The sequence below is a fragment of the Nocardiopsis baichengensis YIM 90130 genome (assembly GCF_000341205.1).
Taxonomy (GTDB): domain Bacteria; phylum Actinomycetota; class Actinomycetes; order Streptosporangiales; family Streptosporangiaceae; genus Nocardiopsis_A; species Nocardiopsis_A halophila.
Window position 1 is genome coordinate 31073 of sequence record NZ_ANAS01000046.1, and the last position, 13069, is coordinate 44141.

At 74.4% G+C, this 13069-nt stretch carries 15 protein-coding genes; 11 read left to right on the plus strand and 4 right to left on the minus strand.

Annotated features, from left to right (window positions below):
• The first annotated feature begins 77 nt into the window (after positions 1 to 77).
• Positions 78 to 224: a hypothetical protein gene (locus C892_RS31675; protein WP_017559872.1), complete on the plus strand. Its 147-nt coding sequence runs from the start codon at positions 78 to 80 to the stop codon at positions 222 to 224.
• Between the two features lie 177 nt (positions 225 to 401).
• Here the strand turns inward: C892_RS31675 and C892_RS30210 are convergent, their stop codons facing one another.
• On the minus strand, positions 402 to 1454 hold the full coding sequence (locus C892_RS30210) for a ParB/RepB/Spo0J family partition protein (protein WP_017559874.1): 1053 nt from the start codon (positions 1452 to 1454) through the stop codon (positions 402 to 404).
• Complete coding sequence (locus C892_RS0127730) at positions 1447 to 2283, minus strand: ParA family protein (RefSeq protein ID WP_083934492.1); 837 nt, start codon at positions 2281 to 2283, stop codon at positions 1447 to 1449. Before C892_RS0127730 ends, C892_RS30210 begins: the two co-directional genes overlap by 8 nt.
• Positions 2284 to 2461: 178 nt before the next feature.
• Here C892_RS0127730 and C892_RS0127735 point away from each other — a divergent pair, with 178 nt between their 5' ends.
• The 6 genes from C892_RS0127735 to C892_RS0127760 all read left to right on the plus strand — a co-directional run bounded on the left by C892_RS0127735 (position 2462) and on the right by C892_RS0127760 (position 8387).
• Positions 2462 to 3676 (plus strand): helix-turn-helix domain-containing protein, encoded by a 1215-nt coding sequence (locus C892_RS0127735; protein ID WP_017559876.1) that lies wholly within the window; start codon positions 2462 to 2464, stop codon positions 3674 to 3676.
• 125 nt (positions 3677 to 3801) lie between these two features.
• Entirely contained in the window at positions 3802 to 4083 is a 282-nt protein-coding gene (locus tag C892_RS0127740) for a hypothetical protein (RefSeq protein WP_152513494.1), read from the plus strand.
• Positions 4067 to 4525 carry a hypothetical protein gene (locus C892_RS0127745; protein WP_017559878.1) on the plus strand — a complete coding sequence of 153 codons (459 nt, stop codon included), beginning with the start codon at positions 4067 to 4069 and terminating at the stop codon, positions 4523 to 4525. Before C892_RS0127740 ends, C892_RS0127745 begins: the two co-directional genes overlap by 17 nt.
• Positions 4526 to 4601: 76 nt before the next feature.
• Positions 4602 to 5045 (plus strand): hypothetical protein, encoded by a 444-nt coding sequence (locus tag C892_RS0127750; protein ID WP_017559879.1) that lies wholly within the window; start codon positions 4602 to 4604, stop codon positions 5043 to 5045.
• 103 nt (positions 5046 to 5148) lie between these two features.
• Complete coding sequence (locus tag C892_RS0127755; RefSeq protein WP_017559880.1) at positions 5149 to 7065, plus strand: hypothetical protein; 1917 nt, start codon at positions 5149 to 5151, stop codon at positions 7063 to 7065.
• A 335-nt stretch (positions 7066 to 7400) separates the two neighbouring features.
• Positions 7401 to 8387: a hypothetical protein gene (locus C892_RS0127760; protein WP_017559881.1), complete on the plus strand. Its 987-nt coding sequence runs from the start codon at positions 7401 to 7403 to the stop codon at positions 8385 to 8387.
• A gap of 7 nt (positions 8388 to 8394) precedes the next feature.
• On the opposite strand, the gene C892_RS30215 is transcribed toward C892_RS0127760, so the two are convergent.
• Together C892_RS30215 and C892_RS30220 are read right to left on the minus strand one after the other, a co-directional pair.
• On the minus strand, positions 8395 to 9018 hold the full coding sequence (locus C892_RS30215; protein WP_017559882.1) for an NrtR DNA-binding winged helix domain-containing protein: 624 nt from the start codon (positions 9016 to 9018) through the stop codon (positions 8395 to 8397).
• Positions 9015 to 10028 (minus strand): NUDIX hydrolase, encoded by a 1014-nt coding sequence (locus C892_RS30220; protein WP_017559883.1) that lies wholly within the window; start codon positions 10026 to 10028, stop codon positions 9015 to 9017. Before C892_RS30220 ends, C892_RS30215 begins: the two co-directional genes overlap by 4 nt.
• Before the next feature lie 142 nt (positions 10029 to 10170).
• Here C892_RS30220 and C892_RS32705 point away from each other — a divergent pair, with 142 nt between their 5' ends.
• The 4 genes from C892_RS32705 to C892_RS29800 form a co-directional block, all read left to right on the plus strand.
• Positions 10171 to 10296, plus strand: a complete 126-nt coding sequence (locus tag C892_RS32705; protein WP_017559884.1) for a hypothetical protein — start codon at positions 10171 to 10173, stop codon at positions 10294 to 10296.
• 17 nt (positions 10297 to 10313) lie between these two features.
• Positions 10314 to 10622, plus strand: coding sequence for a hypothetical protein (locus C892_RS0127780; RefSeq protein ID WP_017559885.1), 309 nt, complete (start codon positions 10314 to 10316; stop codon positions 10620 to 10622).
• 108 nt (positions 10623 to 10730) lie between these two features.
• Entirely contained in the window at positions 10731 to 11531 is an 801-nt protein-coding gene (locus C892_RS29795; protein ID WP_017559886.1) for a hypothetical protein, read from the plus strand.
• Between the two features lie 92 nt (positions 11532 to 11623).
• The coding region (locus C892_RS29800; RefSeq protein ID WP_152513495.1) for a sel1 repeat family protein at positions 11624 to 13069 on the plus strand (1446 nt) is incomplete at its 3' end.

Genomic DNA, 13069 nt, shown 5'->3' on the forward strand with positions numbered 1-13069 from the left:
AAGCACGAAAAAGAAGAAGGCCCCGGACTCTTCCGCCAAGAATCGCTCCGGGGCCGCCTACAGAGAGGCAGGACCCAATGTATCTCGACCCCCGAGCCCTGCTGCGCGCCCTGGCCACCGCGCACGCGGCCCCCGCCTGCTGCGGCCAGCCGATGGCCTACACCGACGCCGGCGGCGCCCGCGGCTGGTACTGCGTCGTCAACCCGCTGCACGTGCGGATCTGAGGGGGCCAGCGATGAAGAACCTGCTCAAGGCCCTGACCCGCCCCCTTCGCCTCCGCTACTGCGAAGTCTGCGACGAGTGGTACTCGCCATCGGACCCGCAGGGCAACTGGCAGCACGTCAACTGCTCCTGAGCGCACGAGGCCCCGGCCGAACGGCCGGGGCCTCCTCATGTCGGTGTCAGCGCCGCGCCTTCAAAGCGTCGAGGACCGCGTCGCGCTCGGCGGAACCGAGCTGCCCCAGCCCCTGGTAGATGCGTTCCGCGACTTCCTCAGCGGCACTCTGGCCATCGCTGCTCTCCGACCACTCGAACGACAGCGTCAGCTGAACAGGGCGCACAGCAGCGCTGCCGGACGAGCCGCCCGCAGCCGGAGCGGCAGGCGCCGGCGACGCCCCCGTCCTTTCGCCCCCGTCCTGTTCACCGGCCGACGAGGCCCCCTCGGCGCCATCGGAGTGAACCGGGTTTACCCCCCCGTCTGACGACGGTCTGGAGGGTGAACCCGGCGTGGGGTAAACCGGGTTTACCCCACGCTCCCACTCGGCCAGCTGCTCCTGCTCGGGAAGAGCGCCAAGCCGCCGGGCCTCCTTGATCTTCAGCTCACCGCCGCGCAGCGCCTCCTGCAGCTCCGGCACCAGGTTCAGCAGCGCCAGCCGCTGGCCCACCCACACCTTCGACATGTTCAGTGCCCGGGCCGCTGCAGCGTTCGACCCGAGGATGCGCACCAGATCCTGGACTGCGCGCGCCTCCTCCAGCGGCTCCAGGTTCTTGCGGTGCAGGTTCTCGATCAGCACGTCCGCGCGCAGTTCACCAGCGTCGGACGGCCCCCGGGCGAAGAAGACCTCGATCTCCTTCAGCCCGATCTTCTCGGCCGCGGCCAGGCGGCGGTTGCCGTGCACCACCACCAGGGACGCGTCCCCGAGCTTGGGCTCCAGGTCCGGATACAGATCGACGAAGTGCTCACGCACCATCACCGTCACCGGCTGGCGCAGCCCCCGGTCGCGGATGCTCTCGGCGAGCGTGTCGATGTCGCCCAGGTCGTCGCGGTCGTTGAGCGGGTTGCCCACCAGCTCCACCAGCGGACGCTTCACCGGCGGCACCACCGAGGCCTGCCGCCGGTCCTGGAACGCCCCCTCCATCAGGCTCTCGCTGTCCTCGGCCACCTGCTCGGCCGCCTGCTCGGAAGTGCTGGAACGGGTCGAGGGCACCGCGTACCGGCGCTTCTTCTTACTCACTGGCCCACTCCTGCAGGACCGGGGCGAACAGAGCGTCGGCCACGGCCTTATAGTCCTGCATCGCGTTGGACGAGGGCGCGAAGGTCGTCAGCGGCTCCTGGGCGTAGGGGGCCTCCCCCACCCGCACCGTGTGGCTGATCGAGCCCTGGAGCGCCTCGGGGTAGTCCGCCGCCAGCTGGTCGGCCACATCATCGGTGAGGTTCGACTTCTGCCGGTCGACCACCAGCAGGGCGACCGTGCGCTGCTTGGGGTTCAGCCGCCGCACCCGCGACACGGTCTTGTTCAGCTGGGCCACCCCCTTCATGTCCAGCCCGCCGATCCGGGTCGGGATGATCACCGCGGAGGCGGCGGCCAGACAGGTGAAGGTCACCTGCCCCAGGTTCGGCGGGGCGTCGATGATGGTCACCCCCACACGGCGCTTGGAGTTCTCCATCGCCTCCTGCAGAAGGAAGTCCTTGCCGCCGGCCTGCTTCAGCTCGAACTGCTCGAGCGACTCGAAGGAGGGCAGGATGCTCAGGGGCCCTTCCACGTCCGTCGGCCATAGCGCCGAGTCGTAGTCGGTCTCCTCAAGCAGCACGTGGCTCAGGTCCCAGCGGCGGCGGATGGGCACCTCTTCCCACTGCGGTGGCAGCCACTCGGTGGCCGACCCGTCTTGCTTGTCGGCGTCCACGAGGTCGACCGGCACGCCCTGCGAGGCCAGGTAAGCAGCGAGGGTGACCGCGGTGGTGGTCTTCCCGCTGCCGCCCTTCTGATTGATCACCGCGACCACTTCACCGCTGTTCACCAGCGCCGAATCCGGCACCTTCAGATCTGCTGGGGCATCACTCATCGCCGTCTCCTCACGAGGTCTTCTGCACCAAGGATGGCAGCACCGCGGCCGCACGCCTGCCCTCCTTCGCCACGCCGGGCTGATCCGATCCCGCGGGCGCGCCCGTACTCCCCCGCCGCGCGGCGGCGCTGTCTAGCCTGGGGAACAGGAACCCCCAGCAGACAGGATGGGTGCGCCGATGAGCACAGCCGTACCGACCAACATCCGCTCCCTGCGGCGCCACCGCCAGTGGAGCCAGGAACACCTCGCCGAACAGGCCGGCCTGTCCCCCACCACCGTCGGCAAAGCCGAACGCGGTGGCCAGGTCACCACCGCCACCCTCCACGCCATCGCCCGCGCCCTGGAGGTCTCCACCAGCGACCTCTACTCCGACCGGGCGATCACCCCGCGCCTGGACGCCCAGCCCGACCACCACGCCCTGGCCCGCCTGCGCGCGGTGATCACCCCGCCCGTGGGCATTACCGGCACCCCGCTGCTGGAAGAGGCCGCCGCCGAGGGACCCGTCGACCTGGAGGCCATCGCCACCGCCGTTCAGCGCATCGAGACCAGCTACCGCGGCGACCGCTACGACGACGTCGCCGAGATGCTGCCCTCCGTCATCGCCGAGGCCCACCGCGCCGTCGCCGAGCTGGAGACCGACCAGGCCTACCGCACCCGGGCGGTCGCCCTGCAGATGGCCGGCCGCTACCTCACCCAGGTGCGCATGCTCTCCGATGCCCTGGCCGCGCTGCGCGCCAGCATCCGCGACGCCGCCACCGCCGGCGACCGCACCCTGGCCGCCGTCGCCATCAACGGCCAGGGCTGGGCCCTGACCCGGCAGGGGCGCCTGGCCGAGTGCGTGCGGCTGTGCACCGCCACCGCCGACGAGGTCGAACCACGCATGTCCACCGCGGGTTCGTCGGAGCTTGCGGCGTGGGGGAACCTGCACTTCCGCGCCGCGGCGGCCGCCATCCGCGACAACGACCCCGACGGTGCCAAGGAGCACATGCAGATGGCCGACGCCGCCGCCTCCGCCCTGGGCAGGGAGGTGGACTCCTGGGCGACCTTCGGACCCCTGACCATGGCGCTCAAGCAGGCCGAGTTCGCGCTCATCCGCGACGAGCCCGACCTGACGCTCGAGCTGGCCGAGCGCCTGCCCGACCGGCGCCGCGTCGGCGACGTCACCCCCATCAACTGGGAACGCCACCACCTGGACGTCGCCCACGCCCAGGTCCGCACCGGCGACATCGACGCCGCCACCCGCACCATGACCCAGGTCATGCAGCGCTCCCCCGAATGGATGCGCCGCCAGAACGAGGCCTACCAGGTCGTTGCCGACATGTGCGAGGCGCGCCCCAAGCGCATCAGCCCCCAGGTCGCCACCTTGGCGGCGCACCTGGGCGTGGCCGCCTGACCACCCGACAGGAATCTGTCGGACCCCGCCGGGAGCGCGGCACTTGGGCCGCGCTCCGCCTCTGGCCAGGGGTTTTGCCCCCTCGTAGCGTCATCGCCACAGCCCAGATACCGATGGTGATGACGATGCCCCCACGCCCCCGCGCCGCCGAACGCGCGACGCTCTCCGGCCACCTGACCACCGAGGACGAGAACGCCTACCTGGAGCGCCTGCGCGGCCGCTACCCCGACTGGCGGATCGAGCGCACCGGCGCCGGCCTGGTGGCCCGGCACCGCACCGAGGAACCCGACGCCCGCCAGGAGCGCGCCGGGCTGCGCACCGAGGTCACCGCCGAGCACGTCGAGCTGCTGGAGAGCCGCCTGTACGTGCAGCGAGCCCTGCGAGGCGACGGTGCCCACCCCCACTAGCCCCACACCGCCGCTGGCCGACCGGCTGCAGCAGCTGCGCGACGAGTACGGCCGGCACTGGCACATCGACACGCGCAACGCGACCGAGAACGGCGCCCACGGCGCCGAGACCCGCCGCATCTGGACCGCGCGCCTGCTCGAGCCGCACCCGTGCGTGCCCGACCTGGCGGTCTACCACCCCACCGTGCTCCAGGCCGCCCTGGCCGACCAGCGCGAGCTGCAGCGCCTGCGCCAGGAGCACGGCCACACCTGGGAAATCGGGTGCCACCGCCCGCAGCGGGGCCGCCCCCGCTGGTTCTGGGCCCGCCGATGGAACCCCGGCACATGGACCCCCGACACAGTCGGCTACAACGCGATCAGCCAGCCGGACCTGCCCGCCTTCGAGGCCGCCCTGCGCGACCAGCCCACCGAGACCGGCCGCGCCCGCTTCCCCAGCCCATGAGGCCGGGCACGGCCCCCTGCCGCCCGGTGCCCCCGTCCAACAGGGCACCGGGCGGCGTCCTCTGTAGGTTGGCCGTGTGCCCATCGAGCCCACCGCCCAGCCCGCCCTGCTCTCCGCCCCCGGCGCCCCCGCACCCCTGCCCCTCATCGCGGTCGACGTCGGCGCCGACGGCCTGGCCGACAACGTGCGCGACGCGGCCCTCGAGCGGCTGCTGGGCATGGGCCTGGCCCGCCCCGGGCGCAGCCTGCTGCCCGCCGCCCCCACCCCCGCCCCCGGCTGGCACGCCCGCCTCGGCGGCGGCCGCCTCCTGCTCACCGGCCCCGCCGAGCACGTCCTCTACGACGGACACATGGCCGCATGGCCCGCCCTGGCCCGTGCGGTGGCCGACCTCGGCGGCGCCGTCCTGGCCGCCGGCCACATCGACCTGCACCTCGGCGCCGACGTCATCGCCGCCGTGCACCGCGCCGCCGCGGCCGAGCAGGCCGTGGTCGGCCTGGTCGCCGCCACCGTCACCGTCTGACCGGCCGAGACCGGCCACCCTCCCGAACCCCGTTGCACTCAGCAAGCCAGCTTACTAGCTTGTCAACTAGCTAGGAAGCTAGCTAGATAGGAATGGAGGAGAAATGGCAGAAGAGAAAGGGCTGTTCCGCCGCCTGGCGGAGCTGCTGTTCGGCGACGACGAACCCGCGCGCACTGCGGGAGCGCGTCCCGGACCGGTGCCCGCCGTGGGCGACGAGGACGCCCGCCGCTGGGAGCAGGAGATGAACAGGAAGGTCGACGAGCAGGGCATCGCCCCCAAGCGACCGGCGCACATCGTCGAGGCCGTCCCCGAGAGCGCGCTGACCGCGCGCGGCACCCACCGCCTGGTCGCCGACCTGGACGAGCGCCGCGAGGCCGCCACCGGCACCGCCCGACAGCGCGCCGAGGCCGCCCAGGCCGCCCGCGAGCAGGCCGACGCCGCCCGCGAGGCGGCCGAGAGTGCCCGGTGGTGGCGGCGCGGATCCGCCCGCCGCCAGGCCGAGGCCGCCGAGCGGGACGCCCGCCAGGCCGAAGAACAGCACCAGGCCGCCCAGCAGCAGGCCGGCGTGCTCAACGGGCAGCGCGAGGCCGCGCTCATGGCGCGCGACGAGGTCCGCGCCGCCGAGCGCGAGGACCCCGACGGCACCCGCCAGAAGATCGACGCCCGCCTGGCCAGCGACGCCCCCAAGGAAAGGTGGGCCCGCGGCGAGCAGCCGCGCGACGAGGCCGACCGGCACGAGTGGGCCCGCTACGACCGCCAGGCCCGCGACGGCGACCACGTGCTGGACCTGCACCGCCAGGGAGCCCAGGCCCACCAGGCCGCCAAGCAGGCCGACGACGACCCGCTCACCCGGTGGGCCCGCGGCCACGAGCCCCGCACCGCGGACGAGCGCGACCAGTGGGCCCGGTACGACCGGGCCTACCAGGACGGCGACCCCGACACCACCGGCGCCGCCCGCGAGCAGGCCGACACCGCGGCCGACCTGTACTACCGCGGCGAGGCCCCCGAGGCGCCCATCGACCAGGCCGTGGCCGCCGACCTGGACCAGGCCGCCTGGGAGGCCCAGGACGGCATCGCCGCCGAGGCCGTCGAGGCCGGCGGACGCGAGGGCGCCACCGCCCGCCCGGAGACCACCGCCCTGGGCGAGACCGCCCCGCACAGGCACCACGACGACCGCGCCGAGCAGCGGCCCGCCGCCCCCGGCGCGCAGGCCGCCGCCCGGCCCAACCTGACCGAATCCCCCGCTCAGGGGAGCTACCACGTGTGGTACGACTTCCCCTTCAGCGAGCCCGACGAGCTGCCCGTCATCTCCCCCAAGGGTGGCGAGGAGGCCGGGCCCGCGCCGGAGAAGCGCGAGCCCACCAAGATGGAGCGGCTCTACGACCGGCTCCACACGGCCGCCCCGGACACCGCCCACGAGCTGGAGGCCGGGCTGGAGCAGCAGGCCGTGAAGAACCTCGCCGACCAGGCCGAGAGCGGCATCCGCGACGACGTCTACGACGACAAGGGCCTCATCCGGCACGAGGCGCTCCAGGAAGAGCTGCTCGGAGCCCTCGAAGAGCAGGTCGACCGCTTGGAGAACCCGGACCGCAGCGCCGAGCGCGCCGACCACGGACAGCGCGAGGCCCGGGACGCCGCGCCCGCCGACGACGGGGGCAAGACCGGCAAGCAGGCCGGCGACCGCGCCGCCGAGGCCGACCCCCGCCGCACCGAGCAGGAGCGCGGGAGGCCGGACGCCCGCGAACAGCAGGCACCGGCACCCCAGCAGCGGCAGGCCGCTCCCGAGGCGAAGAGCGCAGAGGCAGAGCCCGAGCGCGGCCCGGAGCCGCCCGCCGCGCAGCCCGTCCGGCAGGACGCCCCGCAGGCCGGGCCCCGAACCGCCGAGGCCGCGGCCCCGGCGCCCCAGCCCCCGGCCCCTGAGCGCGCGGCCGCACCCGAACCGCCCGCCCCGGCGCCCCCGCCCCCGGCAACCCCGCCCGCACCCCAGCGGTCGGCCGGACCCCCGGCCCCCGAACTCTGACCCCCGACCGCTACGGCCCCGGACGCACCGTGTCCGGGGCCGTAGCCGTGTCACCGCCCGCGCAGCGCAAGGCCAGCGCAGGGATGTGCGGTACGAGGGGGCTCCCGCCCCCATCGACCCCCGCATCCCGGAGCACCCGCTCGCGCGATGCGGCCCTGTCTGTGGTGGCGGACCGCACGCGCGACCGGGCACTCCGGCCCGACGCCCCCTCACCCGCCGCTGGACGCGCTGAGGACAGGGTGACCGGTGTCGGTCACTCACCGCATATGCGGCGAACCGCGTCGTGGCGGGGTGTTTGACTGCCCAGCGCGATTCAGCCGTCGATGGGAAGCCGCGTGAGCCAACCCCGCCGCCGTCCCCGAGTCCAGTTCTCCCGCTCCTTCAAAGGGTGGCTGCTGTCCCCGGTCATCCTGCTGTTCCTGTCGGCCTGCCGACTGCTGCTGGTGGCCAACTACGACACCACCACGGCGATGACCATCTCCTCGACGGTCGGGGCGATCAGCACGCTGCTGGGCACGATGATCCCGATCCTGTCGGCCTATCTTCCGGCCCTGGCCCTGTTCTTCGCCGCGATCCGCAGCTGGCGCTCCGCGCTCCTTGCCGGGGGCGCGGCCCTTCTCATCTCCCCGGCACAGCAGACCCTCCGCGAGGCGGCCGAGGGCGTGTGGACGCAGATCACCAGCCTGTTCGCCGGACTGGACGCACAGGGAGCGGACTACCTGCTCACCCGCGCAGACCTGGTGTGGATCGGGGGATTCGCCGCCTTGTGGATCGGGGTCGCTCGTGCCCTGAAGAGGTGGCCGCCGTCCGGGTACGCCTTCTACTTCATCGAGCCCGAAGAGCCTGAGAAGGAGGAGGAGCCAGAGGAGGAGTCAGAGGAGGAAGAGGTCAGCATCGGCCCCTTGGACGTCCTCGTCTTCGGGTTCCTCCCATGGCTGATCCCGCGCCTGGTGCCCCTGCTCCTGATGGTCGGCGCGTTCATGTTCGTGCAGAACGCCTACTCCATGACCTTCAGCCTCACCCACCTGTCCCACACCGTCCGGCTTCCGTGGATGCCGCCGGAGGAGATCACGACCGAGAAGAAGGGCGAGGAGAGCAAGACCCAGGTCGCCTACGTGCTCTCGGTGAGCGGGGAGTGGACCGTCCTGCTCGAAGAGGACAGCCGCACCATCGCCTACGTGCCCTCCGCCGAGGTCAAGGAGCGCACGGTCTGCGAGCTGTCGGCGACCAGCACCGCCCACGACCCCCCGCTGTTCAAGCTCAAGGGCGCCGAGCGGCCCGACCTCCCGGACTGCGACGACCTCAAGGAATCTACTTCGTAAAGGACGGCTAGGCGCGGTGTCCGGACGGCGCTGGCCCCGGCTCCGGCCGGGCCAGCGGGAGGCGGAGCCGCCGCGGTGCGTCGGGGGCGCGGGTGTAGAGCGCGGCCGGACGTCCGACCCCGGTTCGCTTCTCGCCGGTCGCGGCGATCACGCCTTCCTGGGCGCGCACCCACCGGCGGAAGTTCGCCACATCCAGCGTCGTGGACCAGACCGCTTCGTAGACCCGGCGCAGGTCGGCGGCCGTGAACGCGTCGGGCAGCAGGTCCAGCGCGAGCGTCTCGGAGCCGATCGCCTCGGCCAGCCAGTCGCGGGCCGCCGCCGCGGCCGCGCGGTCCTCACCCGCCACCCTGTCGGGCGCCGACCAGGCGTGGCCATCCGCCGTCGGGGCGCCGCCGGGCACCAGGACGACGTGGACCAGGTCGAGGGCGCGGCCGGTGCCGTAGGCGCCGAGCTGGCGCACCCGGCGCGGCGGGGCGCCGGGCAGCACCCGCTCGGCCAGGCCCGCGGCCGCCGCCCCCGGGGTCTTGGGCCCCAGGGGCACGCGCGGCAGGCGCCGACCGCCGCCGACCAGCACGACCGGGCGGCCGCCGTCCACAGCCAGGGCGGCGACCACCACGTCCACCTCGGTCATGCCGCCCCCGCGGGCGCCTGCTCGGCCAGGGCCTCCACGCGCGCCAGGTCGCCGCCGCCGGCCTCGACCAGGCCGTACTCGGCCAGCCACCGCAGCCACACCGGCTCCCACCCGGGGCGGGTCTTGAACTCGGCGTCGGTGACGGCGCCCTTGGCCCAGGCCACGGTCCGGTCGGCCAGGCGCTGGGCCTCCTCGGCGTCCACCCACCGCCAGGAGACCACCTCCTCGGCGGCGGCCACCGCGTCGGCCCGCTCGACCAGGGCCCGGTAGACGGTCCACTGGTGGCCGGGCGTCCGGCCCGCGGGCACCGGGCGGCGGCACCGGTTGGCCCGCCACCCGCCGACGGGGTTGTCCAGGCTGATCAGGCGCGGACCGGGGCCGTCGGGGCCCACGCCCACCTCCTCGGCCAGCTCGGCGCGCGCGGCCTGCTCGGCGTCGCCGTGTTCGTCGACGTGGCCGGCCGCCCCGGGCACCAGCCCGACCGGGGGCCGCGCCCGCTCGGCGGCCAGGATGGCCCCGCCGCTGTCGACGACCACGGCCCCCGCCGAGGCCAGGTCGCACGCGGGCGGCTCCGGCCGGGTGCCCCGCGCCCAGTCCCACAGCTCCGGGGGCGTGCGCTCCAGGGCGCGCCAGCGCGCCGCCGCGGTCGAGCGCGGGACGCCGAGCATGTCGGCGATGTCGGCATGGGAGCGGTGGTGGTGGGTGCGCAGCCCGTGCAGCGCCCAGGCCCGAAGCGCCTCGGCGCGCGGGACGAGGCGGTCGGCCGCGTGCAGCGCCTCCTCCATGTGCTGGCGCTGGGCCGCGCCGGGGTCGCCGCCGGGGTCGCCGCCGGGGTCGTCCGGGTCGCGGCGGCGCCCGTCCCAGCGGCCCTGGCGGATCTCGGCCAGCGCCCAGGCGAGCATGTGCGCGTCGCGCTCCAGCGAGGCGCCGTCCTGCCGCAGGGCCTCCTCGTCGCGAGCCGGAAGGTCGGCGCCGGCCTTGTCGAGCAGCTGCTGGATGAAGAACGCCATGGGAACCCCTCTGCTGTATATAACTACATACAGATGAAACTGTACGGAGCTTCGTACACCCTTGGAAAGAGGTCGGCGTCCGGGTGGCCGGACCCTGCCACCGCCCACGGAATGTCACCGGCGCGTCGCACCATGAAAGGTCGTGTCCGCTCCCCCTCTGGAGGCCGCCATGGCCCGCAACTTCTCCGGACAGTTCTCCTCGTGGCCCTGGGAGTTCGCCGTCGCCTTGGGCGTCCTGCTCCTGATCGTCGCCTGCGAGAACCTCTGACCCCCGGGAGGAGAGCAATGGCCCCCTCAGCCCGCGTGTGCCCCTACTGCGAACGCCGAGTCGCCCTGCGCAAGGACGGCAGCCGCCAGCGCCACTTCATCAACGACACCTACTTCTGGGCCTCCTACACGCTGAAGGAGTGCCGGGGCTCGGACCCCAGGGGCGCGGTGCCGTCCGGGGCGGCGATCGCGCGGACCCGCGGCCGCACCATGCTCTGCCCCGGCTGCGACCGCTGGGTGAAGACCTCCAAGTCCTTCCGGCCCCTCAAGCACCAGGACCGCAACGGCCGCGACTGCAAGGGCTGGTCGCACAACAGCAGAGCCTGAACGCGCCAGGCCCCCTCCGGTACCACGGCTACCGGAGGGGGCCTTTTCTGTCCCAAGCTCGTCACCATAAGGGTGACACTTAGAGAGCGTCAGCTTTATGGTGACAGCATGGACGCGAAGGAGATCCGCCGCCGCGCCCGCGCGGCGGCCCAGAAGCTGGGCATCGACACCGAGCCCGGCTACGACCGCCGCGACGGCTGGCGGTGGGAGTGGACCGACGGCCCCGCCCCCGGCCAGGTGGCCGAGAAGCTGGGCCCGGCCGCCGGGGAGGTCCGCCTGGAGCGGAGGCTGGGGCCCCGAGCGGCGGCCCTGGCCGTCGTCCTGCAGGCCCTGGGCCGCGCCGGGCACGAGCGGTCCGACCCCGCGGCCGCGCCGCCCGACCCGGCCACCGCCCCCGACGAGCGCACCGGCGCCCTGGCCGACGCCCTGGACGCCTCGGCCCCGCTGCACGCCGCCGGCGAGCCGGGCGCGCTCGCGCGGCACCTGCGCGAGGCCGGCGGCCTGGCGGCGCTGCTGCGCCCCTACGCCGGCACCGCGGCCGACGCCGGCGACCCGCTGGCCATGACCCCCATCGAGCACCTGACCGACCGCTACGCCCCGCACCTGGGCTGGCAGGCCGCGCAGGCCTGGCGCGAGCGCCTGGCGACCATGGACGCGGCCGACGCCGCCGAGCGCGCCCTGGCCGAACAGGCGCCCGACGGGCCCACCGCCCTGGCGGCCGTGGCGCTGCTCGGCGAGCTGCGCCGGGCGATGGAGGAGCGCGAGCGGGCCGCGATGGACGCCGCCCGCGCGGCCGGAGCCTCCTACACCGACCTGGGCCGGGCGCTGGGGGTCAAGCGGCAGGTCGCCCACACCCGGCACCACCGCCGCGGCGGGGGTGCCCCCGCCCGCCTGTCATCCCAGAGATGATGCCTCTTCGAGGCTCCACGGGAGGGGCCGGCGGCTGGGGCCGGTCGCGGCCGGGCGTCGCGTAGCGGCGGCCGGGCCGGAAGAATCGCCCCATGCGTGTGTGGATGTGGGTCGCCGTGGCCGCAGGGCTGGCATGCGCGGGGCTGGTGGCAACCGGGGTCATGCTGCCCGGGCTGGAGGAGGTGTCCTGGGCCGCCGGGGCGGGATCCTTCGTGCTGGCCGCCGCAGCCCTCGGTATGGCTTGGCCGCGCCGGAACGCTCCTCCCCCACCCCGACCGCCGGCGGGACCACGGGTAGAGAACCGCGCCAGCGATACCGATAACGCGGTGCAGGTCGGCCGGGTCGACGGCGACGTGAACATCCACCAGGCCGTCGGCGGGCCGCGCGTGGATCCTGTGCCCGGGTGGGTGCAGACGGCGGTGGCCGCGCGGGAGGCCGACCCCTCGCGGCTGGGTGCGCACGCCGCCCGCCCCGACGCCCAGGGGGACCACCAGCCGCCGTATGTTCCCCGCGACGCCGACGCCGACCTCGACCGGCGCTTGCAGGCCGCGGTCGCCGCTCCCCGCGGGGGCATGGTGCTGGTGGCCGGCCCCCCGACCGCCGGGAAGACCCGTGCTCTGGCCGCAGCCGTGGCGCGCACCCTGCCCGACCGGATGCTCCTGGCCCCGCCCGAGGACGCCGACCTGCGGCCCCTGCCCGCCTGGCTGGCCGAGCGCGCCGGAGCCGCGCCGGACGGGTGGGTGGTGTGGCTGGACGACGTGGACCGCCGCCTTCCCTATGCCGGCCTGGAGTTGCCGCTGCTCGACGAGCTGGGGGCGGCCGGGGCGATCGTGGCCGCCACCATCCGCCTCGGCGAGCTGGAGAAGTACAAACCCGCAGCCACCACTGCCGACGGGGCCAAGGCCGTGGGCTACCAGGTCCTCAAGGCCCCGGCTCTGGAGCTCGAGCGCATATGGAAGCCCGGGGAGCGGGAGCGCGCCGCCGCGGCCGGGGACGAGCGCCTGGCAGAGGCGGCCGACCAGGAGGCGTTCGGGGTGGCCGAGTACCTGGCCGCAGGCCCCGATCTGCAGCGGGCCTGGCGCCACGCCCCGGACGCCGGCCACCCGCGCGGGTTCGCGCTGGTGGCCGCGGCGGTGGACCTGGCCGACACCGGACTGTCGGCCCCTCAGCCGAGGGAGCGGATCGAGCAGGCCGCCGAGCACTACCTGCCCGCGCCCCCGCCCGCCCCCGAGGGCGCCGATGCGGCCTGGGAATGGGCCACCGAGGTGCGCAGCGGAGTCGCCGGACTCCTGGTCCCCACCGACCACGCAGGCCGGTGCTGGAGGGCTTTCGACTACCTCACCGCCGAGGAACCGCTCCCCGAGGCCGCCTGGCAGGCGGCCATCGACTGGGCCGAGCATGAGGACAACGTCACCATCGGCATCACCGCCTACACCGCCGACCGGAACGACGTCGCCGAGCAGGCCTGGCGGAAGGGGGTCGAGGCCGGGGACACCGACGCGATGAACAACCTCGGGGTGCTGCTCAAGGAGGGCGGG